The sequence below is a fragment of the Ovoidimarina sediminis genome (genome assembly GCF_032586175.1).
Lineage (GTDB): Bacteria > Pseudomonadota > Alphaproteobacteria > Rhodobacterales > Rhodobacteraceae > Ovoidimarina > Ovoidimarina sediminis.
In genome coordinates this window covers 141,896-167,075 of record NZ_JAWHTE010000002.1, presented here as the reverse complement: position 1 = coordinate 167,075, position 25,180 = coordinate 141,896, and the positions used below count along the sequence as shown (strand labels likewise).

Below are 25,180 nucleotides of genomic sequence, written 5' to 3'. Positions count from 1 at the left end.
CAAGGCCATGGCCTGTTCTATTCCCCCCGAAAGGCCACACAGAGGGCCTGCGACCAACTTGGGGAGATGACCTTGGCCTCAACCGATGCCAATGGTGCGGCGTTCGTCGAATTCGAACGCGTACAAAAAAGCTACGATGGCGAAACTCTGGTGGTGAAGGATCTCAACCTTTCCGTCGGAAAGGGTGAATTCCTGACGATGCTGGGGCCCTCGGGATCCGGCAAGACGACCTGCCTGATGATGCTCGCCGGTTTCGAAACCGCCACCCATGGCGAAATTCGCCTGGGCGGGAAAGAGATCAACAACATCCCGCCGCACAAGCGCGGCATCGGGATGGTGTTCCAGAACTACGCGCTCTTTCCCCACATGACTGTGGCCGAAAACCTCGCCTTCCCGCTCGAAGTCCGCAAGATCGGCAAGGACGAGCGGGAAAAGAAGGTCAAGCGCGCCCTCGACATGGTGCAGATGGGCGCCTTCGGCGGCCGCCGCCCCGCCCAGCTTTCGGGCGGCCAGCAACAGCGGATCGCGCTCGCCCGCGCCCTCGTGTTCGAACCGGAACTCGTGCTGATGGACGAACCGCTCGGCGCCCTCGACAAGCAGCTGCGCGAACACATGCAGTTCGAGATCACGAACCTCGCCCACCAGCTCGGCATCACCACGGTCTACGTCACCCACGACCAGACCGAGGCGCTGACGATGTCCGATCGCGTGGCGGTGTTCGACGACGGGGTCATCCAGCAGCTCGCACCCCCCGACGATCTCTACGAAAAACCGCTCAACAGCTTCGTCGCCCAGTTCATCGGCGAGAACAACACGCTGCAGGGCAAGGTCGAAACGATCAGCGGCAACATCGCCAACGTCCGCCTCGACGATGGCGGCCTGATCGATGCGGTGCCCGTGAACGTCTCGGAGGTGGGCGAACGCACGCTCGTCTCGATCCGGCCTGAGCGGGTCGAAATCAACCCCGACGGCCTCGGCCCCGACGCCCACACGCTCGATGCCGAGGTGCTCGAATTCATCTACATGGGCGACGTGTTCCGCACCCGGCTCAAGGTCGCCGGACGCGACGATTTCATCGTCAAGACGCGGAACCGCGCCGATCAGGTGCGTCTCAAGCCCGGCGAGCAGATCAAGATCGGCTGGCTCCCTGAGGATTGCCGGGCGCTTGACGCCTGAGAGATATCCTCCGGGCCGATGCCCGACCCGGGGGAGGTAACGAGAAGGGCATGTTTGCAAGGAGAAACCAAGGAATGAAAACCAAGACAATCCTGATGTCCGGCGCGGCCCTCGCCGTGGCAGGCGTTGCCTACGCCGGAAGCCACGCGGCCATGTCTGACAACATGACGCTCGTCAGCTGGGGCGGCGCATATCAGCAAAGCCAGATCAACGCCTATTCGGATCCCTACAAGGCGATGAACGACGGCCTCGAAGTGGTGTGGGACGAAAGCTCGGCCGAAGCCGTCGCCAAGCTCCGCGCCATGAACGAAGCGGGCAACGTCACCTGGGATCTCGTGGATGTGGTGGCCTCCGACGCCATCCGCCTCTGCGACGAAGGCCTCGCCATGGAAATCGACCATGACGAACTCCTGGCCCCGGCGCCCGACGGCACCCCGGCCTCCGAGGATTTCGGCGATCTGATCGTGTCCGATTGCTACATCCCGCAGATCGTCTACTCGACGACGGCCGGCTACCGCACCGACATGGTCGGGGATAACCCGCCGACCAGCATCTGCGCGATGTTCGACACCGAAACCTACCCCGGCAAGCGTTCGCTCGAAAAGCGCCCGATCAACAACATGGAATGGGCCCTGATCTGCGACGGCGTCGCCAAGGAAGACGTCTATGACGTGCTCGAAACCGAAGAAGGCCAGGCACAGGCTTTCGCCAAGCTCGACACGATCAAGGATGATGTGATCTGGTGGTCCGCCGGCGCCGACACGCCGCAGCTTCTGGCCGACGGCGAAGTCGTCATGGGCACCACCTATAACGGCCGCCTGTTCTCGCTCATCGAAGAGCAGGGTCAGCCGGTTGCCATGCTCTGGGACGCCCAGGTGTTCGACCTCGACGGCTGGATCATCCCGACCGGCCTGCCGGAAGAGCGCCTGAACCGCGTGAAGGATTTCGTGCGCTTCGCGACCGACACCCAGCGCCTCGCCGACCAGGCGAAGTGGATCTCTTACGGCCCGGCCCGTGCCTCGTCCGCACCGCTGGTTTCGACCCATGCCGATCTCGGCATCGAAATGGCGCCGCACATGCCGACCGATCCGGAAAACGCGAAGAACACCTTCCTCTACAACTACGAATGGTGGGCTGACTATCGCGACGACCTGGACGCCAAGTTCCAGGCCTGGCTCGCCCAGTAAGGGCCGGCTTCCAGAACCACGCAGCCGGGCGGCCTTTCCGCCCGGCGGCACACTGAAACACCCCGGGGGACAGAACGCATGGCGAAGGGCTACTGGATCATTCACGTCTCGGTCACCAATCCCGAGCCGTACCAGGAGTATATTCGCCGCGACACGCCGATCATCGAAGGCTTGGGCGGGCGCTTCATCGTCCGCGGCGGCACCTCCGACACGAAGGAAGGCAGCCTCCTCCAGCGCCACGTGATTGTCGAGTTCGACAGCTACGCCCAGGCGCTCGCGGCCTGGGACGACCCGGCCTACCAGGAAGTGGCCGCGATCCGCCGCGCCAATGCCGAAAGCGACGTCGTGATCGTCGAGGGAACATAACATGACGGACGCCACCGCAGGACCCGATCAAGTCACCGGCGCGACGCCCGACAACGCGCTCCGCAACGCCGACCGCGCCAAGGACGGGCCGATGCTCGCCGCCGACGGCACCCCGCTCAAGAAAAGTCTCGCCCGCGCGCTCCGCCGCCAGAAAATCCGCGCCCTCGCCCTGATCGCGCCGCTCCTGATCTTCATCCTCGTCAGCTTCATCGCCCCGATCGTCGACATGCTGTTCCGGTCGGTCGAAAACCAGATCGTCTCCGAAACGCTGCCGCGCACCGTCGTGGCGCTCGAAGACTGGGATTACGAAAGCGGCGAGGCGCCGGGCGAAGATGTCTTCGCCGCCATCTACATCGATCTGTTCCGCGCCGAGGAGTTCAAGGAACACACCCGTCTGGGGTCCCGCCTGAACTACGAAACCACCGGCATCTCGTCGCTGTTCCGGCGCACGGGCCGGGGCATCGGGCGGATGGATACCGATATCTATACCGACCAGTTCCAGGATCTCGATCCGGCCTGGGAAGATCCGGCCACCTGGATCGACCTGATGAACGACGACGGCGCGCGCGAGATCCTCGTCGATACCGCCTCCGCCTGGTCGGCATGGGAAGCGGTCGTCACCGAGGCGAACGACGATGTCCTCGCCGAGGAAGAACCCGAAGATATCCTCTACACGATGCTCTACCGCGACCTGACAAGCGAGCGGGCGGGCTTCATTTCAAGCTATGACGGCCCCCACGGCGATCTCCTCGCCACCGCCATCGACGCGGCGGCGGATTTCGAAAGCGTGTCGATCAAGGATCAGTTCCTCGAAATCGAGGAAGACTGGGCCGAAGTCGAAGTCTGGGGCACGATCAAGGCCTTCGCGCCCGAATACACGCCGGGCTACTTCCTTACAGCGGTCGACCTGCAGAAAACGCCGTCTGGCATCGAGGCTCAGCCCGACGATCAGGCGATCTACATTCTCCTGTTCAAGCGAACGCTCTTCATGTCCCTCGTGATCACGATCTCCTGCGTGCTCCTGGGCTATCCGATCGCGTTCCTCTTGGCCTCGCTGCCCTTGCGCACCTCGAACGTGCTCCTGATCCTCGTTCTTCTCCCGTTCTGGACATCGCTTCTCGTCCGCACCAGCGCCTGGAAGGTGCTTCTGCAGCAGCAGGGGGTGATCAACGACATCCTCGTCTGGATGGGCCTTGTCGCCGATGACGCGCGGCTCGTCATGATCAACAACCAGTTCGGCACCATCGTCGCCATGACGCATATTCTTCTGCCGTTCATGATCCTGCCGCTCTACTCGGTGATGAAGACGATCCCGCCCTCCTACGTCCGCGCCGCCAAATCGCTCGGCGCCACGAACTGGACGGCGTTCTGGCGCGTCTACTTCCCGCAATCCGTGCCGGGGATCGGCGCGGGCTGTATCCTCGTCTTCATCCTCGCCATCGGCTACTATATCACGCCGGAGCTTGTGGGCGGCACCACCGGCACGTTCATCTCGAACCGGATCGCCTATCACATCTCGTCCTCGCTCAACTGGGGGCTGGCGGCGGCGCTGGGCACGATCCTTCTGGTCGTCGTCCTCGCGCTTTACTGGATCTACGACCGCATCGTCGGCATCGACAACGTGAGCCTGGGGTGACGCCATGAGCCTGACCGACACCCGCGCAAAACCCGATCTGATGAGCTTCACCATCCCGGTGGTCGCTGCGGCCGGGGCCTTCTTCGGCCTCGTCCTCGGCACATCGTTCGGAAGTTCGCTTCTGGGCCTCGCCGCCGGCGCCATCGCCGGCGCGCTCACGGCCTATATCCTCGTCAGCTTCCTGGCGCCCAAGCAGGGCCGAATCGCCGCCGTCGTGGTCTTCGCGATCGTGGGCTTCCTGCTCGCGGGCATCAAGGGCGCGGTCGGCGGCGGCCTCGTCGCCGTGGTGCTGGGCTGGCTCAGTTACTGGGTTGCCTCCGGGCGCTACCGTTCCGGCGTACCGCTCTACGCCACGCCGCTCCAGGTTCTCTGGCACAACACGTTCCTTCTGATCTGCGGCATCATCTTCTTCTTCCTGATCGCGCCGATCGTCGTGGTGATGCCGCTGTCCTTCAACGCCGAGGATTTCTTCACCTTCACGCCCGAAATGCTGGCTTTCGATCCGGCGGGCTATTCGCTGAAGCACTACAGGGATTTCTTCACCAACCCCGACTGGCAGCAGGCACTCAGAAATTCCGTCCAGATCGCCCCGGCCGCCACCCTCCTGTCGGTGTCGCTCGGCACGCTCGCGGCCATCGGGCTGTCGCAATCCCACGTGCCCTTCCGCCGTGCGATCATGGCGATCCTGATTTCACCCATGATCGTGCCGCTCATCATCTCGGCGGCGGGGATGTATTTCTTCTATTCCCGCCTCGGGCTTCAGGGCACCTATATCGGCGTCGTCCTCGCCCATGCGGCGCTGGGCATCCCCTTCGTCATCATCACCGTGACGGCCACGCTGGTCGGCTTCGACAACTCGCTCACCCGCGCGGCCGCCAACATGGGCGCGGGGCCCGTCCGCACCTTCTTCAAGGTGCAGATGCCCCTTATCCTGCCCGGCGTGATCTCGGGCGGCCTCTTCGCCTTCATCACGTCGTTCGACGAGGTTGTCGTCGTGCTCTTCGTCGGCTCCGCCAACCAGCAGACATTGCCCTGGCAGATGTTCACCGGCCTCCGCGAACAGATCAGCCCGACGATCCTCGCCGTCGCCACGATCCTCGTCGTCATCTCCATCGCGCTTCTTACCACGGTCGAGCTTCTGCGCCGCCGGTCCGAACGCCTGCGCGGGATGTCCCCGGGGTGAGGCCGCCGTTCGAGGCCGCCGAATACGCCCGCCGCGTCGACAAGACGCGCCGCGCCATGGCCGCGCGCGGGATCGATCTGATCGTCGTCTCCGACCCGTCGAACATGGCCTGGCTCACGGGCTATGACGGCTGGTCCTTCTACGTCCACCAATGCGTCCTGCTGCACACCGATCACGATCCGATCTGGTTCGGCCGGGGGCAGGATGCCGCCGGGGCGCGGCGCACCACGCGCCTGCCCGAGGGCGATATCGTCGGCTACGAAGATCACTACGTTCAGTCCACCGAACGCCACCCGATGCAGGTGCTCGCCGCCGAGATCGCGCGCCGCGGCTGGGCCACCGCCCGGATCGGGGTGGAGATGGACAATTACTGGTACACCGCCGCCGCCCACGCGCACCTGACCGTCGGGCTCCCCGATGCGAAGATCTCCGACGCCACCGCGCTCGTGAACTGGCAGCGCGCCGTGAAATCCGCCCCCGAACTCGCGCTCATGCGCGAGGCCGGCCACCTCGTTTCCCGCATGCACCGCATGATCGCCGAGATCGCAGAACCGGGCCTCCGCAAATGCGATCTCGCCGCCCGCATCCAGGCCGAAGGCGTCCGCTGGTCGGATGAGATCGGCGCAGGCGGCGATTACCCCGCCATCGTGCCGCTCCTGCCGTCTGGCTCCGACGCCGCCGCCCCGCATCTCACCTGGGATGACGCGCCTCTGAAGGACGGCGAAGGCACCTTCTTCGAAATCGCGGGCGTCCGTCACCGCTACCACTGCCCGCTCTCGCGCACCGTTTTCCTCGGCACCCCGCCGACCGCGATGACCGAGGCCGAAAAGGCCGTGCTCGAAGGGATGGAGGCGGGGCTCGACGCCGCCCGCCCCGGTAACACCTGCGAGGATATCGCGCGCGCCTTCTTCGCCGTCCTCGCCCGCCAGGGGATCGAGAAAGACAACCGCACCGGCTACCCCATCGGCCTCAGCTACCCGCCCGACTGGGGCGAGCGCACCATGTCGCTCCGCCCCGGCGACCGCACCGAGCTTGAACCGGGCATGACCTTCCATTTCATGACAGGCCTCTGGATGGAGGATTGGGGGCTCGAGATCACCGAAAGCATCGCCATCACAGACGGGGCCCCGGAATGCCTCGCAGACGTGCCCAGGGAACTTCTGGTCAAGGGCTGACGGGCCCCGAATCCGCAACCCCCGCCCAAACCGCTGCCTTTTCGGTCGCGCCCGCGCCACGCCCAGCACAAATCGGTGCAAAACCCATTGCACTCACCGCAACCGCTAGTAGTCTCTCGGTCCCGGGCACCTAGTTCCGGGCACCAGGGACGAAAGAGAGAGCGATGAAATTCTCCATCGAACGCGCGGCGCTTCTCCGGGCGGTGGCCCAGGCGCAATCGGTTGTGGAACGGCGCAACACGATCCCGATCCTCGCCAATGTCCTGATCGAGGCCGACGGCGATACCGTCACCTTCCGCGCCACCGATCTCGATATCGAGGTGGTCGACAAGGCCCCGGCCCAGGTCGAACGCGCCGGCGCCACCACCGTGCCTGCCGTCACGCTGCACGAAATTGTCCGTAAGCTGCCCGACGGCGCGCTTGTCACGCTGGCCGATGACGGCGCCTCGGGCCGCATGTCGGTCGAGGCCGGGCGCTCCCACTTCACCCTCGCCACGCTCCCGCGCGAGGATTTCCCGGTGATGACATCGACGGATTACGACGCGAACTTCACCGCCCCCGCGCCGCTTCTCCGCCGCCTCTTCGACAAGTCGAAATTCGCCATCTCGACCGAGGAAACCCGCTACTACCTCAACGGCGTCTACATGCATGTGGCGACCGGTGAAGACGGCCAGGCGCTTCGCTGCGTCGCCACCGACGGCCACCGCCTCGCCCGTATCGACGCCGATCTGCCCGAGGGCGCTGAAACCATGCCGGGCGTCATCGTGCCTCGCAAAACCGTCGGCGAACTCCGCAAGCTTCTCGATGATGACGAGGCGCAGATCGCCGTCTCCGTCTCCGAAACCAAGGTGCGCTTCGCCACGCCCGAAATCACGCTCACCTCGAAGGTCATCGACGGCACCTTCCCCGATTATTCCCGCGTCATCCCGCAATCGAACGCCCGCAAGCTCGAGGTCGACGCCGCCGAATTCGCCCGCGCCGTCGATCGCGTGGCCACCGTCTCCTCCGAACGCTCCCGCGCGGTGAAGCTGAACCTCGGCGAAGACAAGCTCGTGCTGTCCGTCAACGCCCCCGACAGCGGCGCGGCGGAAGAGGAACTGGCCGTGGCCTATGGTGACGAGGCGCTCGAAATCGGCTTCAACGCCAAGTACCTCCTCGAAATCGCCAGCCAGGTCGATCGCGAGAACGCGGTGTTCCTCTTCGACACGCCCGACCGCCCGACGCTCATGCACGAAGGCAACGACAAAAGCGCGATCTTCGTCGTCATGCCGATGCGCGTGTGACCGGGGCGACCGGGCCTGTCGCAAGGCGCGTGCCGACCGGGGGCTGACACCCCATGCCAGATCTCGCGATCCTGTCGCTCACGCTTTCGCATTTCCGATCCCACCACCGGACGGAGATCGAGGTTGACGCGCGCCCCGTCGCCATCCACGGCCCCAACGGCGCGGGCAAAACCAACATCCTCGAAGCCATCTCGCTCCTCTCCCCCGGCCGCGGCCTCCGCCGGGCGGCAAGCGAGGATCTGATCCGCCGACCCGAGGCGCTGGGCTGGAAGATCGCCGCCACCCTCCGCTCCGGCCCCCAGATCCACGAGATCGACACCCGCGCCGAACCGGGCAGCCCGCGCCAGCTTCGCATCGACGGCAAGACGGCGCCCCAGACGGCGCTGGGCCGCATCGCCCGCATCCTCTGGCTCGTGCCGTCGATGGACAGGCTCTGGATCGAGGGCGCCGAGGGTCGCCGCCGCTTCCTCGACCGCATGACGCTCAGCTTCGAACCCGCCCATGCCGAGGCCTCGCTCGCCTATGACCGCGCCATGCGCGAGCGAAACCGGCTTCTGAAGGATGGCGTTACCGATCCCCACTGGTACGCCGCGCTTGAGGCGCAGATGGCCGAGAACGGCACGAAGATCCGCGCCCACCGCGCCACCGCGCTCGCCCGGATCGCGGGCGCGCAGGAGGATGCCGAAACCGTCTTCCCCGCCGCCGACCTGACGCTTGAAGAACCCGAGGCGGCGGAAGATCTCGCCCAGGCCCTCGCCCGAAGCCGCCCGGCCGATCTGCGCGCGGGCCGCTCGCTTGTCGGCCCCCACCGCGCCGACCTGCGCGGCATCTACCGCGCCAAGGGCGTCGACGCCGCGCAATGTTCCACCGGCGAACAGAAGGCGCTTCTGATCTCGCTGATCCTCGCCAACTCCCGCGCTCTGGCCGAGGAAACCGGCCTCGCCCCCATCCTCCTCCTCGATGAGGTCGCGGCCCATCTCGACCCGAACCGCCGCGCGGCCCTTTACGACGAGATCTGCGCGCTCGGCGGCCAGGCCTGGCTCACCGGTACCGAGAAGGGCCTCTACGATGCCCTGGGCGACCGCGCGCAATACCTCGAACTCACCGACACCGACGGCGCCTCCACGCTCCGCGCGCTCTGAACGCCCCGGCCCGCCGGGCCTACAGTCTCCCTCCCGCTCCGCTGCTGAGCGTGAACAGCGGCGCAGCCGCCACGCGATCGCCAGACCGTCCCCCGGTCTGGCGATATGGTGACCCTGGGCGCACCGAATACCCGGCACACGGGGCTGCGGGATAAACCGCGCCGCCCGACCGTCGGTTCGCCAGCCCACGGCCTGTCGACCGCGCGGCTTCCCCTCACACCACATCTTGCCCCCGCTCCCCCACGGGCCTAAGCGGCACCCATGACGATCTCGCCCGCCGACCTCGCGCTCTATTGCGGCGCGCTCCTGATCCTGTTCCTCACCCCGGGGCCGGTCTGGGTCGCGCTCACCGCCCGCGCCCTGTCGGGCGGCTTCCACGCCGCCTGGCCCCTCGCGCTCGGCGTCGTCGTGGGCGATGTGCTCTGGCCGCTTCTCGCGATCCTCGGCGTGGCCTGGGTGGTCTCCTCCTTCGCGGGCGCCATGACCGTGCTGAAATTCGTCGCCGCCCTCGTCTTCCTCGCCATGGGCGCCCTGATCCTGAAAACCCGCGACAAGACGATCGCCACCGACAGCCGCCTCACCCGCCCCGGCAAATGGGCGGGGTTCCTCGCCGGCGTCGCCGTGATCCTCGGCAACCCCAAGGCCATCCTCTTCTACATGGGCGTGCTGCCCGGCTTCTTCGATCTCACCCGCGTCACCGGCCCCGATATCGCGGCCATCGTCACCGCCTCGCTGATCGTGCCGCTTCTGGGCAACATCGCCTTCGCCTTCTTCATCGATCGCGCGCGTCGCCTTCTCACCTCGCCCACCGCGTTGCGCCGCACCAACACGGCCGCGGGGCTCATGCTGATCGCCGTGGGCCTCGTGATCCCCTTCACCTGATCCCCCGAAACGGAAAAAGGCCCCGCCACACGGGGACAGGGCCTTCGCAAATCTCACAGACAACGCGCCGGCGTCAGTTCGACTGTGAGCGGTTTTCTTCGAACACCGGGCGGTACTCCGCCGCATCGTCGATCTGGCCCACCGCGACATCGGCAAAGCCAACGAGAAGCGCGGTGTAGAAATCGGGCATGTCCGGCATCTTGATCATGACGACATCGCCTTCCACCCGGCTCAGATCGATCGCGCCGGTTTCGGCATCCACGGTAATCTCGGCCTGGAACAACGGTTCGGCATCGACCGGCTCCTTGAAGTACACCCAGCCCTGCAGGCGGTTGAATTCACCCTCACCGGTCAGAAGCTCCGACCCCGACAGGCTCACCTCGTCGATCCGAACGGTCATTTCCATCCCGTCATCGGTCGCCCGGTTGCCCAGCATCGCCTGGATGACGGCCTGAAGATCGGTCTCGATATCGGGCCAGAACTGAAGTGCGTTGGCGTTCTGCACGTCCTCGATTTCGGCGTAGACGTCGACTTTGCTGACGGTTTCTTCCCTAGCAAAAGCCACCGTCGCGGCGGCAAGCGATGCCGAAAAGGCAAATCCGGCGGCGAAAATGGCAGTGCGTTTCATCGGTCTTTCTCCTACATCAGGCGCGCTCAGACGCGCAGATGCCGGACAAACGTCGCCCCGACGCCCCGGGTTCCGGTGACGCAGCGTCACGGCACAGTCCCGCCGACCCCCGAAACCCCCGCATGTCGTTGCAATTACCGCGAGAAATCACCAAATATTGGGGTGTCCGGCGTGACAATACCCCCCAAAACGCCTATAAAATCCGGAAAAAGAGCAAGGAAGGCCTGCATGGCAGACGCAGCCCGCCAGCCCGATGATTACGGCGCTGATTCGATCAAGGTTCTCAAAGGCTTAGAGGCGGTCAGAAAGCGTCCCGGTATGTATATCGGCGACACCGACGACGGCTCCGGCCTGCACCACATGGTCTACGAGGTCGTCGATAACGGCATCGACGAGGCTCTGGCGGGCCATGCCGACCGCGTGGTCGTCACGATCCACGCCGATTCCAGCGTTTCGGTGAACGATAACGGCCGCGGCATCCCCGTCGATCTGCACCCCGAAGAGGGCGTTTCGGCCGCCGAAGTCATCATGACCCAGCTTCACGCGGGCGGGAAGTTCGACCAGAACTCCTACAAGGTCTCGGGCGGCCTCCACGGCGTCGGCGTCTCGGTCGTGAACGCGCTCTCGGACTGGCTCGAACTGCGCATCTGGCGCGACGGGAAGGAACACACCGCCCGCTTCGAAGGCGGCGAAACCACCGAACACCTCAAGGTCGTGGGCGACGCCGAGGGCAAGAAGGGCACCGAGGTGCGCTTCCTTGCCTCCACCAAGACGTTCTCGAACCTCGACTACAGCTTCAAGACGCTCGAAAACCGCCTCCGCGAACTCGCCTTCCTGAATTCCGGCGTCCGCATCGTCCTCACCGATGAACGCCCCGCCGAACCGGTCACCGTCGAAATGCACTACGAAGGCGGGGTACGCGAATTCGTCCGCTACCTCGATCGCCACAAGCACCCGCTGATCGAGGAACCGATCTTCATCGAGGGCGAACGCGACGGCATCACCGTCGAAGTCGCGATGTGGTGGAACGACAGCTACAACGAAATGGTGCTGCCGTTCACCAACAACATCCCGCAGCGCGATGGGGGCACGCACCTCGCCGGCTTCCGGGGCGCGCTCACCCGCACCCTGAACCTCTATGCCGGCCAGTCGGGCGCGGCGCGGAAGGAAAAGGTCTCCTTCACCGGCGATGACGCCCGCGAAGGGCTGACCTGCGTTCTGTCCGTGAAAGTCCCCGACCCCAAGTTCTCGTCGCAAACCAAGGACAAGCTCGTCTCGTCAGAGGTGCGCCCCGCGGTCGAAGGCCTGATGAACGAAAAACTCGCCGAATGGTTCGAGGAAAACCCCGGCCCCGCCAAGATGATCGTCGGCAAGATCATCGAGGCCGCGCTGGCCCGCGAAGCCGCCCGCAAGGCGCGCGAGATGACGCGCAAGAAGGCGTCGACCGACGTGAACTTCCTCGCCGGCAAGCTCAAGGAATGCTCCGAACGCGATCCCGAAAAGCGCGAGCTTTTCATCGTCGAGGGCGACAGCGCCGGGGGCTCGGCGCAAACCGGCCGCGATCGCCGCACCCAGGCCATCCTGCCCCTCAAGGGCAAGATCCTGAACGTCGAACGCGCCCGCTTCGACCGGATGCTGTCCAGCCAGGAAATCGGCAACCTCGTCATGGCGCTCGGCACCGGTATCGGGCGGGATGAGTTCGACATCACCAAGCTGCGCTACCACAAGGTCATCATCATGACCGACGCCGATGTCGACGGCGCCCATATCCGCACGCTGCTGCTTACCTTCTTCTTCCGCCAGATGCCGGAACTGATCGAGGGCGGCTATCTCTACATCGCCCAGCCGCCGCTTTACAAAGTCGCGCGCGGCAAGTCGGAAGTGTACCTCAAGGACCAGACGGCACTTGACGACTACCTCATTCAGCAGGGCGTCGACGGTGCCGTCCTCCGGCTCGGCTCGGGCGAGGAAATCGTGGGGCAGGATCTCGCCCGCGTGGTGGAAGAGGCGCGCGCGGCCCGCAACGCCGTCGAAAACTTCCCCACCCATTATGCCCGGCCGATCCTCGAACAGGCGGCCATCGCCGGGGCCTTCCTGCCCGGCGCGGTCGACGCCGATCTTCAGGGCGTCGCGACACGCGTCGCCACCCGGCTCGATCTCGTGGCGCTCGAATACGAGCGCGGCTGGTCCGGCCGCCCGACCCAGGACATGGGGCTTCGCCTTTCCCGCATCGTCCGCGGCGTCGAGGAAACCCGCACCATCGACGGCCCCGTCCTCCGCGGGCCCGAGGCGCGCGGGCTCGGCGCGCTGACCGCAGCCTTGCAGGAGGTCTACGCTGCCCCCGCCACCCTCGTCCGCAAGGAACGGCTGATCCCGATCTACGGGCCGCTCGATCTGCTCGACGCGATCCTCGAAGAGGGCGAACGCGGCCTTTCCCTCCAGCGCTACAAGGGCCTCGGCGAAATGAACCCCGGCCAGCTCTGGGAAACCACCCTCGATCCCGAGGCCCGCACCCTCCTGCAGGTCAAGGTCGAGGATGTGGCCGAGGCCGACGATCTCTTCACCAAGCTCATGGGCGACGTCGTCGAACCCCGGCGCGAGTTCATCCAGACGAACGCACTGTCGGTGGCGAACCTCGATCTCTAGGGGCGCGCCCCGCCCTGCCGGCCTTGCTGTCTACGCCGGCGCCTTCGCGGTTATGATATGGGCGGAGGTCGGAAAAACGGCCTCGCCATTCCCGGATGCATAGGCCGCCAGCCGGCTGTCTGACTGAACCAGGACCTCCGCGATCTTCTCTTCCGAGAGCGTGATGCCGAACAGCGGCAGCCATCCCCGCAATTCGGCTTCCACCATCGTGCGTGACGTCGGAAACCGCGCCTGTTCGGTCCGGGTCTCGAACGCCGCCGCCTCGAAACCCGCACCCTCGAACACCGAAACCGCCGCGTCAGCATCGCCCAGGGAGTAGGGCAGGCGCAACGCGTCTCCCGCTTCGGTGCTCACCCTCTCGTCCAGAACGGCAATGATGTCGTTATAGGCGGGGTTGCTGTCCAGCGAATTCCAGACCGCGACCGCAAGATGCCCGCCGGGCTTGATCACGCGGCGCATCTCCGAAGCGGCTTTGGCCTTGTCCTGAAAGAACATCATCCCGAACTGCGAGACGACGCAGTCAAACGTGCCGTCTTCAAAGGGCAGATCTTCTACCGCCCCCGAAACCCATTCGATACCGGGTTCGATCTCGGAAGCGGCCGCGATCATCCCCGGTGCAGGATCAAGCCCGACAACCCTTCCCGCAGGTCCGGTCCTTGATCTGACGTCGCGGGCAAGCACGCCGGAGCCGCACGCAACGTCCAGCACGCTCTGACCTTCAGCGGCGCGGGCCCCCCGGATCAGATGATGCGTCCATGGCGCGAAAAGCGCGGGGACAAACAGCGCTTCATACCCACGTCCGGCCTCGAGTTCTTCCTTCGTAGCACCCTTGCTCATGAGATCGCCCTCCTTTCAGGGATCTGTCTCAGGAAAGTCGTAGGTCGTTTGGCCTTGCCGTGGATGACACCCCGGCCCCAAACGAAGATCCGCGCCCTACACCGGCGCAAATGGTGGCGCCGCGCCTTCTCCGGCGCGGGCGCCTTCAAACCGGGTCAGGCCCAGCCAAGCTGCTTCAGCGAATGCGCGTCGTTCCAGATCTTCGTCATGTGACCGATCTTGTCGCCATCGAACGCGATGGCATAAACGTAATCCGCCGCGATCGTCTTCCCGGTGGCGGGCACCGGGCCGTCCACCGAATGGGTGCCGTGGAACACCGCAAACGCCGTGACGATCCCCCGCTCCGCATCGGTGGAAAACGCCTTGAGCTCATAGTGACCGTCCGGAATGGGCGTAAACAGGCCCTTCATCCATTCGGCATAGCCTTCCAGCGTGGTCACATCGGCCAGGGCATCGGCCTGCGCGGAAAACGTCGCGCCCTCGTGGCAGAAATCCTTGCACCCGTCCCAGCCCTTGCCGGTCTCGCAGGCTTCGAAAAACTCCCGTGCGGTTGTTTCAATACTCATTGTCTGTCCCTTCGGAATTATTTTTTTGCAACTGACTCCTCACTCGCAAGACACGATCCACGGTACGCCCGGCAGGCCGGTTCTCAAAAACATTTCCCGAAAGGCGTCGCGATCCGCCAGGTGCCCCCGCCCGCCCGAGCGATGCGTTCCCACCCCATACCCCCCGAAGGTTCGGCAATCTTCCGCCGCCCGCTGCGTTGCAGAATCGCGCCACGCGCCGGCGCAGTCCCCCGTCCCACTTGACCGAATCGCGATCGGGGCGCGATGTATCGGGCATGAGCGCGGGACCAACCCGTGCCGCGGCAGGCATTCGAGTATACCCATGACAGAAATTCTGAGATTGGCCCTGAAGGGGCCAAGCCACCGCCGTATGGCCATCAAGCTCTGGCGCAAATGGTGGCTCCGCGCCCTCTAAGCCGTTTCCGCAGGAACCGGTTATGCCCTAGGGCCGCGCCGCCGCGTCGACCAGCCTTTGCGCTGCGGCCATTGCCGAACCGATGTATTCGGTGGTCCCGTGAAGAAGTGCCAGGCTCATGCTGCCCTCGATCAGCACCATGATCTGCCGGGCAAGTTGGCTGGCATCCCCCAGGCCGGTGGCGGAAAACCTCTCTGCCAGCCAGGTTTCGACAGCGGCCTTGTGCCGGCTGGCCGCCCGCCGCGCCGGATGCCCGTGCATATCAGCAAGCTCGGCGCTCACCCGCGAAAACCCCGATCCCAGCCAGTCCGGCGCATCGGCCCAGATCCGCAGCCTGGCAAAGACATCCGCGACAATCTCCGTCGCGGTGCAGGACGACGGGTTCACCCAGCCCTGATATTGCCGCAACAGGTAGGTATGCTGCACCTCCATCACGGCGGCGATCACGTCGTCCTTGCTGGCAAAGTGATAATAGATCGTCCGCTTGGTGACACCCGCGCGCTCCGCGATCGCGTCGACGCTGACCCGCGTGAATCCCTGCCGGTAGAAAAGCTCATAGGCCGCCCGAAGTATCCTGCCCTTGGTATCGTGCCCGTCCGTTTCCATCGCCAAGGTATACTCACTAGTGAGGCGACGTGAAATACGGGCGCTGATACCCTCGCGCCATCCGAAGTCCTGCAAATCGGGAGGTTCCGGGGTGAGCACCGTGACACTGGAACTCGTGCAGATCGCGTCAGGCGTTGTCGGTTCGGTCGCTGTCGCGCTCACGGTCGTCTATCTGGCAATCCAGGTCCGCGCCAGCACCCGCGCGACCTACTCCCAAACCTATCAGACGGCCGTTGCCGCGCTCGGCGACATGGCGGCCATCGTCGGCGAAAGCAAAGAGAAATCGAAACTCTACGCCCTCGGCATGGCGGATCCCGATCAACTGGACGAAGACGAATACCTCCAGTTCGCCTATCTGGGGATCAGTCTTTTTCGAAAGTACGAGAACGCTTATTTCCAGTACCGGTCCGGCATGATCGACGATGAATTCTGGGACGGTCACCGCGACAACCTCCTGTGGTTCTTTCACAGGCCGGGGACGCAGCGGTGGTGGCGCGAGCGGCGGCTTGGCTTCAGCAAATCGTTCCGGGAATACCTTGAAAGCACGTCCGAGGCCGACATGGCCGCGCAGGACGAGCGCTACGTCTGACGCCCCCCGTGCCGTGGCAGGCAGTCGAGCGACCCATGACAGACAGTCCGAGACTGGCCCTCGAGGGGCCGAACCACCGCCGTATGGCCATCGAGCTCTGGCGCAAATGGTGGCGTTGCGCCGGGGGGTATAGAACTCAAACCGGCACCTCCCTGGCCCGTCACCGGGCCGGGGCAAACGCCGATCACCCCGCCTCCCCCGGGCGATCTCAGGATCGGGCAATCCGGCCGGTGATCCGCCGCGCAGGCATCGATCAGGTGCGACGGCGTCGTCCGCCTCCCCTGAAGATCCCCCGGTCTTCCAATCGATCTCGCCCAGGTGGCGCGTGGCGATCTCCTTCACCTCCGCGTGCGTGCGGCCGTTGTCCTCGCAAAGCTCCGGACGCGCCCGCCCCTGGAACATCCAGCGCGTGCACGCCGCTCCCCCGGAACGCGCGATAGCCGGCCGCCGTCCGCGCCGGTTCCACCCGCCCGGTCTCCTCGCAATACCGGATCGTCCTTGCCGGGCGGCCCCTTCTCTCCGCCACGCCCCGCGTTTCCTTCAGCCGCCGCAACCGCAGCGCGATCGTCACCACGATCACCGGACGCAGCGCCATAGCCCCCATGACCAGCCCGATATCGGCACGGGCGAACGCAGGCGCATCGTCGATCCCGTCGCCCGGAACGGCCAGCACCCCATGCCCGGCGCGGATCGCGTCCGGCGCCTCCACCGTGCCGCCAGCCCTCAACGCGGCATGCACCACGTCGATCCCCAGACGCGCGGCGATCGCCTTGTCCGTGGCGCGCGTGCCGCCCGTCACCATCGCCGCTTTCAGGCCCATGCCGTGAAGCGCCGCAATCGCTTCCGCCGCCCCGGGTTTCACCGGGTCGGACACGTCCACCGCGGCCCCATCGAACGCCACGCGAACAGGCGTTTCGCCTCGGCCCGCGTTCGCGCGGCCCTCGCCCGCCAGCGCCCCCGGCCGGGTCCCTCCGGCATCGAAGGAACCACCGCGCTTCCACCAGAACGCGCCGCCCCTCCACCTCGGCCCGTGCGCCTATCCCGGCCACATCTGCGAACCCCGCGCCCCACCTCCGCGCCCCCGCCTCCGCCACCATCGCGACGATCCGGGCCAGAAGCCCATCCGCCCCGCTCGCCGCCGTCCTCCGCATCCGAAGCGCGCCGATCCCATTCACCATGCCGCCCCTCCACCTCGGCCTGCGCCTATCCCGGCCACATCTGCGAACCCCGCGCCCCCGCCTCCGCGCCCCCGCCTCCGCCACCATCGCGACGATCCGGGCCAGAAGCCCATCCGCCCGGCTCGCCGCCGTCTTCCGCATCCGAAGCGCCGGACCCATTCACCATACCGCCCGTCACCGCATCGCACGCGGCCTTGTCCACCGGCACGGGTTCGCCCCTCTGCATGCTCTCATCCACGTTGGTCGGCCCGACGGAACCGCGCGATCCGCCGGGATCCGCGTGCCCGGCCTCGGGGGGGGGGGGATGACATCACCCACCACAACCGTCTCCGCCGGCAATTCCGCAACATCGCCATCGCCATCGCCATCGCCATCGCGCCCGCTCCGCGCGGCCCGCGGCGCCAGCCTTCTCAGCGCCGCGATCGCGGCCCCGGCGCGGCCCTGCGCCCGCGCCGCCCGTCAGCGGCCCGGAAGGATCAGCCTCGGGGTCACCGCCGCCGTCCCGACACAGACGGCGTGCCTCCCGGAAACAGCTCCCGCGCGCGCGGCGCCACCGTCGAATGGCTCCGCGCCGCCGGCCTTCCCCGCGCCACCAGCGCATTCATGTCCGGCCCGCCTTTCCGACGCGCGGCGATCCCGACCTTCAAGAACCGCCGCCCCGCCCCGGGACGAACCCCCGCCGATCAGGCGGCCGTCTTCATCCCCCCGGCAGGCGGCCCGCCTCCCGGGGCCGCGCTACGCGTGATCCGCCCGCTCCCGCGCGCCGTAGGAGTCGAGCCAGCCGCGCACCTCCTCCATCGGCATCGGCGTCGCGATGCCGAAGCCCTGCGCGGCCTGCCCTCCCAGCCGCTGCAGGGCGGAAAACTGCGCCGGGGTCTCCACCCCTTCCGCCACCACCGCGAACTTCATCGCCTCCGCCATGCCGATCACCGCGGCCACCACCTGCTCCGTCCGTTCCGCGGCCACGTTCGCGATCAGCGTCCGGTCGATCTTCAGCCCGTGGATGTTCAGCGCCGAAAGATGCGCAAGCGAGGCATAGCCCGCGCCGAAATCGTCCACATACACCCGGAAACCCGCCTCCGACAGCGCCCGGATATTCGCCGCGAACTGCCCCTCGCCATCGGCCAGAAGCTCCGATTCCCGGATCTCCACCACCAGGTGCGCCGGGTCGAGCCCGTGCCCCACCACCGCTTCCTTCAGCCGCGCGGGATAGTCCGAAAACCGCATCGTCCGGGCCGAGGCGTTGATCGACATCGTCAGGCCGTCCCATCCCGCCCCGTGCAGCGAGGCCAGGAAATCAAGCCCGTCCACCGTCAGCCGCGTGTCGATCGCGTCGATCACTCCGGTCTCTTCGGCGATCGGCAGGAAATCCCCCGGCGTCAGAAGCCCGCGCTCGGGATGCTGCCACCGCGCCAGAAGCTCAAGCCCCACAACCGCGCCCGTGCGGATCGACACCTGCGGCTGGAAATAGGGCTTGAACGCCCCGGTCAGAAGCGCGCCCTCTATCTCGCGTATCGTGCGCTGGCGCTGTTCGATCCCGGCGCGCATCGACCCGGTGAAAAACTGCGCCCGCCCGCGCCCCGCCCGCTTCGCGCTGTAAAGCGCGATATCGGCATTCGAGATCAGCACATCGGCATTCGCCATCTCCGGCGTCGCATAGGTGTATCCGATGCTCGCCCCGATCTTCACCTCGACGTCGAGAACCCGCAACGGTTCGCTGATCTTCGCGATCAGTTCCTCGCAAATCGCCTCGACCCACGCCTCCCCGTCCGCCACCCGGTGCTCCAGCGCGATCACGAACTCGTCGCCGCCGATCCGCCCGATCAGGTCGCTCGATCGCACCCGCGAGCGCATGATCTCGGCCACCCGTTTCAGCACCGCGTCGCCCACCGCGTGGCCGAACCGGTCATTCACCTCCTTGAACCCGTCAAGGTCGATGTGAAGAACGCAGACCCGCCGCTCGTCCAGGTCGCCCCGGCCCAGAAGCGTCTCAAGCTCGTCGTGAAGTTTCTTGCGGTTGTACAGCCCGGTCAGCGGATCGTTGAACGCCGCATAGGCCAGCCGCCCGGCATAGGAGGACAGAACGCGTGATTTCTCCCGCAGGTTTCGGTTCGACCGCGACAGCCGGTCCATCGCCGAGGTCACGGCTTTCTGAATCGGCCAGAAGATGAACACCGCCTCCAGCACCAGGATCAGAAGCGCGGTCATCGTCAGAACGTCGCGCGCCCAATAGGCCCGGGCCGTCCGCTCCAGCGCGGCCTCCTCGAACAGGCGGACCGAGGTTGTCAGGTATCCCTGAAACCCGTTGTCCTGGAATGACCAGAGCGCGGAGTTCGCCAGATCCGGCGGCACACCCTCTTCAAGCTGCCGCAGCACATCGCGCACCGCCGTCACGAAATCCCGTGCGCGGGCATCCAGCATGGGCCCCGAGGCATCGAAGTAATGCGCGCGCACCGCCGGCACCCGCTGCGCCACCGCGACAGCCCGGTCATGGGCGGCTTCGAACAGATCAACGCTCGACCGCAGGCTGTTCAGAACCTCCCCGTCCGGCCGCCGTTCCTCGTTCCTCAGCACGAGAAGTATCTTGTTGCCCAGAATCTGCTGCTGGTTCACGTCGTTCACCGACGCCAGAAGCGGGTTCAGATCGCGCAGCGCGTTGCCGTACATCGTGTGCCCGACAAGCACCGTGGCCAGTACGAGGCCCAGCGCCATCACATAGCGCTGCCAAAGCCGGCGCGGATCGCGCAGCCCGAAATCGGGACAATTCAGCCGTATCACTTGACGACTCACTACTTCTTCTCAGGAAACGAGATATGCCGTCAGCAGGGTTTCGCCCGGGTTAACCCGGGTCGGAGACTTTCCTTAAAATCGTTGGAAACCGTGGCCTTGACAGGGCTCAGCCGGCCCCGTCCTCCGTCGCCCGCGCGGCCCTCAGGTCGATCTGCCGCTGGCGCTCGCGAAACCGCGCGCGGTCGGCGGCGTCATGCTCTGCGATGCAGTGGTGGCAACTCACGCCGCGCTCGTATTCCGGCCGGTCCAGGTCTTCGGGCAGAAGCGGCCGCCGGCAGCCGTGGCACAGGCGGTGCGGCCCCTCCGCCAGCCCGTGCTCCACCGAAACCCGCCGGTCGAAGACGAAGCACGCGCCCTCCCACAGGCTGTCTTCCTCGGGCACCTCTTCAAGGTATTTCAGGATCCCGCCCTTGAGGTGAAACACCTCCTCCACGCCTTCGCCCGCCAGGAAGCTCGTCGATTTCTCGCACCGGATCCCCCCGGTACAGAACATCGCGATCCGCTTGCCCTCGAAGCGGTCCCGGTTCTTCCGCCACCACGCCGGAAACTCGGTGAAGGATCGCGTTTCGGGGTCGACAGCCCCCGTGAAACTCCCGATCGCCACCTCGTAATCGTTCCGCGTGTCGATCGTCACCACGTCGGGCGCGGAAATCAGCGCGTTCCAGTCGCCGGGCTCCACATAGCGGCCCACCGCCGCCAGCGGGTCCACCCCGGGCTGGCCCATCGTCACGATCTCGCGCTTGATCCGCACCTTCATCCGCTGAAACGGCGCCTCTGCGGCGGTGGAAAACTTCACCTCCAGCGCGGCGAATCCGGGCAGGCCGCGGATATGATCCAGCACCGCGCCGATCCCCGCCTCGGGCCCCGCGATCGTGCCGTTGATCCCCTCTTCGGCCAGGATCAGCGTGCCCGTCACCCCGCCCGCCACGCAGGCGTCGAGAAGCGCGGGCTTCAGCCCGGCGGGGTTCTCGACCCTCGTGAACCTGTAAAGCGCGGCGACGACATACATGGCGCGTTTTCTATCCGACGCGCCCGGCAGATGAAAACCCCGGCCGTGCCCTAGCGCCCCTTCGATCCGAACAGCCGCCCCAGCAACCCGCCGCGCGACGGCTTCGCCGGATCGAGCGCGTTCCGCGCGCCGCGCATGGCGTCCCGCAAATGCGCTTCGTTGGCGTGCTGCACGACATCCGGCGCGATCTCGGAATTCCGGCGTCCGTCGACGCTCAGCTCCACATACCCGTCGGCAATTGCGGCACGTCGTTCTTGTGGGTTACCCGCACCACGGTCGCATCGGCCTCTTCCAGCGCCATGGTTTCCCCGTTCTCCAGGATCCGCCCGATGCTCCGGCAATAGGCAACGAAGCCGAGGATCTGCATGTAGCTTTGCGACCAGGCCTGCACATGCGGCGCGAAAACCACCATCTTTCCGATCAGGTGCTGCGATCCCAGCGCGCGCACCCCGGCCTTTACCGATCCGTCCGGCAACTGCTCGCCCCCGTAAAGGAACGGCCCGCAATACAGGGGAAGGGAAAACCCCTCCCCGGCCACATTCGCGAACCCCGCGGCATCGAACACCTGTTGGGATTGCACCCAGTGCACGGCGCTGGGCGCAAGCTCGCGGATCATCGCGACGGCAGCCGCCTGCGCCAACAGAAGGCGGTTTTCATGGTCCGCCTGGGTGTCCGACAGGCCAATGGCCGCGCTGCCCGTGTCGCCAAGCGTCTCCAGGATCCCGGCCTCAGCCGAAGCCTGCGCGAACCCGGGCACCTTGCCGGTGCCGACCTCGATCAGGATCGCGCGCTGGTGCTCAACGATCGCCTTGGCAAGCGCGCGCTTCCCGTTGACGATCAGCGGATTCGCCAGAACATCGGCAAACCCGTTCAGCGCCATCTTCACGTCATGGCGCTGCAGCGTGATGTTCCGGCTGTCGCTGGCGATCCCGAGGCTGCTTGTCGAGTTGAAGCCGTTCAGCGTCTCCCACGGCCCGAACTCCGCCAGGGCCGTCTTCAGCCGCCCGCCGATCTTCGACAGATCGGCAAACTGCCTGTCGAAGACCTGCGCGTTCTCATAGACAAGCACGATCTGAAAATTCTGCAGCAAATGGCTCACGTTACATCACCTCGGAACATCCTGCCGCCCTGGCCGGGCGAAACGCCATGATCCATCGGGTCTCCCCGCCTGTCGGCAGCATACAACCTATCGGGGTGCGGCAACCACATAATCCGCGGCCCGCCCGGTGCGTGCCCGCCGGGCCACGGCGCCTTCCGGCCTTTCCGGCCCCAGCCGCCGTCGCTAAAGATGAAGGGGCAAGGGTCCGTGCGCTGCGCGGATCCGGGCCCGGAGGTCACCGTCAATGTCCACAGATCAAAGCCCAACGTCCTCGGGCCCACCGGCCGGGGAAACGCCGGAACCCTCGGGCAGCCCGGCGTTCCCGTCCAATGCCTTCGCGGTGTCCGTCGGCTGGGCGGTGATCGGGCTGGGCCTGCTCGCCCTGGTCGGCGCTCTCGCCATAGCGCGGGTTTTTCTCGTTCCGGTGATCCTCGCCTTCCTTCTCGCGCTGGTGTTCAGCCCCGTGTGCAGGGCAGCCCGCCGCCGCGGCATCCCCGAACCGGTCACCGCGCTCGGCATCGTCCTCCTCCTCCTGCTGGGCATCTTCGCGACGACCGTTTCGATCGCCGTGCCCGCCTCGGGCTGGATCGACGACGCACCGGCCATCACCCGCGAGGTGGAGCGCAAGCTGAGGGTCCTCGCGGGCTACGCAGAGGCCTTCACCGAGGCCGGCAAACAAATCGAAAACGCGGCGGAAAGCGCCACCGGGGGCGCGGCGGAGGCCGGCGCGGACGAACCGGTCAAGGTAGAGGTTGCCGAACAGGGCCCGCTGACCACCATCGCCTTGAGTGCGCCCCTGATCGTCGCGCAAACGGTCTTCGTCCTGATCCTGATGTTCTTCGTCCTGGCCTCCGGCAGCCTCTTCTACGAACGGCTGGTCGGCGTCATGCCAACCTTCGCCGACAAGAAGAAGGCCATCCAGATAGCCTACGAGATCGAACGCGAGGTCTCGCGCTATCTCCTTTCGGTCACGACGATCAACGCCGGCCTGGGCCTCGCCATCGGCATCGCGATGGCGGTGGTCGGCATGCCCAACCCGCTGGCGTTCGGGCTTCTGGCCTTCGCGCTCAACTTCATTCCCTTCCTGGGGGCCATCGCGGGCGTGGCGATCTCCTTCGCGGTCGCGCTGGTCGCGCTGCCCACGGCGTACGAGGCCTTCATCGTCGCCGCCGTCTACTTCTCCCTGACGGCGATCGAGGGGCAACTGGTGACGCCCTGGCTCGTCGGGCGCCAGCTTCGGCTGAACACCGTCGTCATCCTGATCGCGGTCGCCTTCTGGGCCTGGCTCTGGTCGATCATGGGAACGATCATGGCGGTGCCGCTGCTCGTCTGCGTCAGGGTTTTCTGCTGGCACATCCCCGCGCTTCAGCCGTTCGGCGATTTCCTCGCCGGCCGCGACGACCGATCGGTTCGATGACGAACCAACCCGGTTGACACCCGCGCCCCGAACCGCCCCAATCCCCGCAAACCGCAGAAGGATGCCCCCATGCGCCCAGCCAACGAAGCGCTCATCGTCATCGACGTGCAAAACGATTTCTGCCCGGGCGGCGCCCTTGCCGTCGCGGGCGGGGATGACATCGTGGCCCCGATCAACGCGCTTCTGCCGGAATTTCCCGTCCGCGTCCTGACGCAGGATTGGCACCCGGCGGGCCATTCCTCCTTCGCCTCGTCCCATGACGGGGCGGAACCCTTCTCGGTCACCCAGATGCCCTACGGCCCCCAGGTGCTCTGGCCCGATCACTGCATCCAGGGCAGCGACGGCGCCGCCTTCCACGCGGGCCTCGCCACCGACCGCGCCGATCTGGTGATCCGCAAGGGCTTCCGGGCCGAGGTCGACAGCTATTCCGCCTTCTTCGAGAACGACCACACGACGCCCACGGGGCTCGAAGGCTACCTCCGCACCCGCGGCGTCGACACCGTCACCCTCGTCGGCCTCGCCACCGATTTCTGCGTGAACTTCTCCGCCGTCGACGCGGCGAAACTGGGCTTCAGGACACGCGTGATCGAAAGCCTCTGCCGCGCCATCGACCTCGACGGCTCGCTCTCGGCGGCGCGCGCGCAGATGACCGAGGCGGGGGTGCAGATCGCCTGACGCGTCGCGCCCGGCAGGGCGGGCGATCCGCCCTAGCCCTCTGCGCCGCCGGTATCTGGCGTGCAGATCTCCCGGCCGAGATGCTTCCGGACCTTTGTCCGCACCTCGCCCAGCGTCGCCTCCAGCCGGTTGATCGGGGATTGGTTGGCGGCCTGTTCGGGCCCGTATCTCGAAATCAGGTATTCCCGCCGAAGCGTAATGTCCTCGAGGTTCTGCAACGTCCTCTTCGTCAACCGTAATATCGTGGCGAACCGTTCGTCCGGAAGACTGTGAAGACGGCCGCGAACCCGGTCTGCGCTGTCTCCGCAGTGCATCAGGAACGCATTGAGGTACAACTCCGTCGCGTGCAGCGCGCACAGCCGGAACGGCGCGTAGGAGGGTGCCTTGCCCCGTTTCGTGGTGCACCGCAATGTCCTGGACGCCTCGTAATAGGCCTCCGCATACCCCACCACGTCGTCAATCGTGGCCCCGCTGCCGGAATAATCCGGCGAGGGGCAGGTCATATCCTTCATCCAAATTGATCCCGAACCAAAACGATACCGAGCTTCGCGGGAGATTCGGGCCATTCTTTGGCCCCGCGTCGGCCCCGGCAGGGGAAGTGGCGACAGCCATCAAGCGCGGCGGGGCGCAGAGGCGGCGCGCCACACAGGGTCTGCCATGCGGACTTTGCTGACACATGCGAAAAGCCGGGCAGG

The 25,180-nt window shown here is 66.2% G+C and carries 24 protein-coding genes; 13 read left to right on the top strand and 11 right to left on the bottom strand.

Going from position 1 to position 25,180, the window contains the following annotated elements; all coding sequences use genetic code 11:
- Positions 1 to 66: 66 nt before the first annotated feature.
- From RXV90_RS03745 to RXV90_RS03705, 9 genes are all read left to right on the top strand, one after another.
- On the top strand, positions 67 to 1,176 hold the full coding sequence (locus RXV90_RS03745; RefSeq protein WP_410482337.1) for an ABC transporter ATP-binding protein: 1,110 nt from the start codon (positions 67 to 69) through the stop codon (positions 1,174 to 1,176).
- Between the two features lie 74 nt (positions 1,177 to 1,250).
- A complete protein-coding gene (locus RXV90_RS03740) occupies positions 1,251 to 2,363 on the top strand; it encodes an extracellular solute-binding protein (protein ID WP_316646962.1) in 1,113 nt (370 codons plus the stop codon).
- Between the two features lie 78 nt (positions 2,364 to 2,441).
- Complete coding sequence (locus tag RXV90_RS03735; protein ID WP_316646961.1) at positions 2,442 to 2,729, top strand: DUF1330 domain-containing protein; 288 nt, start codon at positions 2,442 to 2,444, stop codon at positions 2,727 to 2,729.
- Position 2,730: 1 nt separating this feature from the next.
- Positions 2,731 to 4,365 (top strand): ABC transporter permease, encoded by a 1,635-nt coding sequence (locus tag RXV90_RS03730; protein ID WP_316646960.1) that lies wholly within the window; start codon positions 2,731 to 2,733, stop codon positions 4,363 to 4,365.
- 4 nt (positions 4,366 to 4,369) lie between these two features.
- Complete coding sequence (locus RXV90_RS03725) at positions 4,370 to 5,548, top strand: ABC transporter permease (RefSeq protein WP_316646959.1); 1,179 nt, start codon at positions 4,370 to 4,372, stop codon at positions 5,546 to 5,548.
- A complete protein-coding gene (doeA, locus tag RXV90_RS03720) occupies positions 5,545 to 6,723 on the top strand; it encodes an ectoine hydrolase DoeA (protein WP_316646958.1) in 1,179 nt (392 codons plus the stop codon). Before RXV90_RS03725 ends, doeA begins: the two co-directional genes overlap by 4 nt.
- A gap of 164 nt (positions 6,724 to 6,887) precedes the next feature.
- Positions 6,888 to 8,006 carry a DNA polymerase III subunit beta gene (gene dnaN, locus RXV90_RS03715; RefSeq protein WP_316646956.1) on the top strand — a complete coding sequence of 373 codons (1,119 nt, stop codon included), beginning with the start codon at positions 6,888 to 6,890 and terminating at the stop codon, positions 8,004 to 8,006.
- A gap of 53 nt (positions 8,007 to 8,059) precedes the next feature.
- Complete coding sequence (recF, locus tag RXV90_RS03710) at positions 8,060 to 9,148, top strand: DNA replication/repair protein RecF (RefSeq protein WP_316646954.1); 1,089 nt, start codon at positions 8,060 to 8,062, stop codon at positions 9,146 to 9,148.
- Positions 9,149 to 9,409: 261 nt separating this feature from the next.
- The gene (locus RXV90_RS03705; RefSeq protein WP_316646953.1) at positions 9,410 to 10,030 is read left to right on the top strand and encodes a LysE family translocator; all 621 of its coding nucleotides are present in this window, start codon (positions 9,410 to 9,412) and stop codon (positions 10,028 to 10,030) included.
- Positions 10,031 to 10,103: 73 nt separating this feature from the next.
- On the opposite strand, the gene RXV90_RS03700 is transcribed toward RXV90_RS03705, so the two are convergent.
- Positions 10,104 to 10,658 carry a hotdog family protein gene (locus RXV90_RS03700; RefSeq protein ID WP_316646952.1) on the bottom strand — a complete coding sequence of 185 codons (555 nt, stop codon included), beginning with the start codon at positions 10,656 to 10,658 and terminating at the stop codon, positions 10,104 to 10,106.
- Between the two features lie 228 nt (positions 10,659 to 10,886).
- On the opposite strand from RXV90_RS03700, the gene gyrB reads away from it, so the two are divergent.
- Positions 10,887 to 13,304, top strand: coding sequence for a DNA topoisomerase (ATP-hydrolyzing) subunit B (gene gyrB / locus RXV90_RS03695; protein WP_316646951.1), 2,418 nt, complete (start codon positions 10,887 to 10,889; stop codon positions 13,302 to 13,304).
- Between the two features lie 30 nt (positions 13,305 to 13,334).
- On the opposite strand, the gene RXV90_RS03690 is transcribed toward gyrB, so the two are convergent.
- The 3 genes from RXV90_RS03690 to RXV90_RS03680 all read right to left on the bottom strand — a co-directional run bounded on the left by RXV90_RS03690 (position 13,335) and on the right by RXV90_RS03680 (position 15,728).
- Complete coding sequence (locus RXV90_RS03690; protein WP_316646950.1) at positions 13,335 to 14,141, bottom strand: class I SAM-dependent methyltransferase; 807 nt, start codon at positions 14,139 to 14,141, stop codon at positions 13,335 to 13,337.
- A 155-nt stretch (positions 14,142 to 14,296) separates the two neighbouring features.
- Entirely contained in the window at positions 14,297 to 14,707 is a 411-nt protein-coding gene (locus tag RXV90_RS03685) for an ester cyclase (RefSeq protein ID WP_316646948.1), read from the bottom strand.
- A gap of 442 nt (positions 14,708 to 15,149) precedes the next feature.
- Positions 15,150 to 15,728 carry a TetR/AcrR family transcriptional regulator gene (locus RXV90_RS03680; protein WP_316647167.1) on the bottom strand — a complete coding sequence of 193 codons (579 nt, stop codon included), beginning with the start codon at positions 15,726 to 15,728 and terminating at the stop codon, positions 15,150 to 15,152.
- A gap of 91 nt (positions 15,729 to 15,819) precedes the next feature.
- Between RXV90_RS03680 and RXV90_RS03675 the strand changes: the two genes are divergently transcribed.
- Entirely contained in the window at positions 15,820 to 16,317 is a 498-nt protein-coding gene (locus RXV90_RS03675) for a hypothetical protein (protein ID WP_316646946.1), read from the top strand.
- Positions 16,318 to 16,570: 253 nt separating this feature from the next.
- On the opposite strand, the gene RXV90_RS03670 is transcribed toward RXV90_RS03675, so the two are convergent.
- The 6 genes from RXV90_RS03670 to RXV90_RS03645 form a co-directional block, all read right to left on the bottom strand.
- On the bottom strand, positions 16,571 to 17,269 hold the full coding sequence (locus RXV90_RS03670; protein WP_410482340.1) for an HAD family hydrolase: 699 nt from the start codon (positions 17,267 to 17,269) through the stop codon (positions 16,571 to 16,573).
- Positions 17,270 to 17,520: 251 nt separating this feature from the next.
- Entirely contained in the window at positions 17,521 to 17,721 is a 201-nt protein-coding gene (locus tag RXV90_RS03665) for a hypothetical protein (RefSeq protein WP_316646944.1), read from the bottom strand.
- A gap of 509 nt (positions 17,722 to 18,230) precedes the next feature.
- A complete protein-coding gene (locus RXV90_RS03660) occupies positions 18,231 to 20,273 on the bottom strand; it encodes a putative bifunctional diguanylate cyclase/phosphodiesterase (protein WP_316646943.1) in 2,043 nt (680 codons plus the stop codon).
- Between the two features lie 118 nt (positions 20,274 to 20,391).
- Positions 20,392 to 21,294, bottom strand: coding sequence for an oxygen-dependent tRNA uridine(34) hydroxylase TrhO (gene trhO / locus RXV90_RS03655; protein ID WP_316646942.1), 903 nt, complete (start codon positions 21,292 to 21,294; stop codon positions 20,392 to 20,394).
- 50 nt (positions 21,295 to 21,344) lie between these two features.
- Positions 21,345 to 21,518, bottom strand: coding sequence for a hypothetical protein (locus RXV90_RS03650; protein ID WP_316646941.1), 174 nt, complete (start codon positions 21,516 to 21,518; stop codon positions 21,345 to 21,347).
- Complete coding sequence (locus tag RXV90_RS03645; protein WP_316646940.1) at positions 21,509 to 22,393, bottom strand: hypothetical protein; 885 nt, start codon at positions 22,391 to 22,393, stop codon at positions 21,509 to 21,511. Before RXV90_RS03645 ends, RXV90_RS03650 begins: the two co-directional genes overlap by 10 nt.
- 244 nt (positions 22,394 to 22,637) lie before the next feature.
- Between RXV90_RS03645 and RXV90_RS03640 the strand changes: the two genes are divergently transcribed.
- Both RXV90_RS03640 and pncA read left to right on the top strand, forming a co-directional pair.
- On the top strand, positions 22,638 to 23,810 hold the full coding sequence (locus RXV90_RS03640; RefSeq protein ID WP_316646939.1) for an AI-2E family transporter: 1,173 nt from the start codon (positions 22,638 to 22,640) through the stop codon (positions 23,808 to 23,810).
- Positions 23,811 to 23,879: 69 nt separating this feature from the next.
- Positions 23,880 to 24,485, top strand: a complete 606-nt coding sequence (gene pncA / locus RXV90_RS03635) for a bifunctional nicotinamidase/pyrazinamidase (protein ID WP_316646937.1) — start codon at positions 23,880 to 23,882, stop codon at positions 24,483 to 24,485.
- 32 nt (positions 24,486 to 24,517) lie between these two features.
- On the opposite strand, the gene RXV90_RS03630 is transcribed toward pncA, so the two are convergent.
- Positions 24,518 to 24,997: a HEPN domain-containing protein gene (locus tag RXV90_RS03630; protein WP_316646935.1), complete on the bottom strand. Its 480-nt coding sequence runs from the start codon at positions 24,995 to 24,997 to the stop codon at positions 24,518 to 24,520.
- Positions 24,998 to 25,180 lie beyond the last annotated feature (183 nt).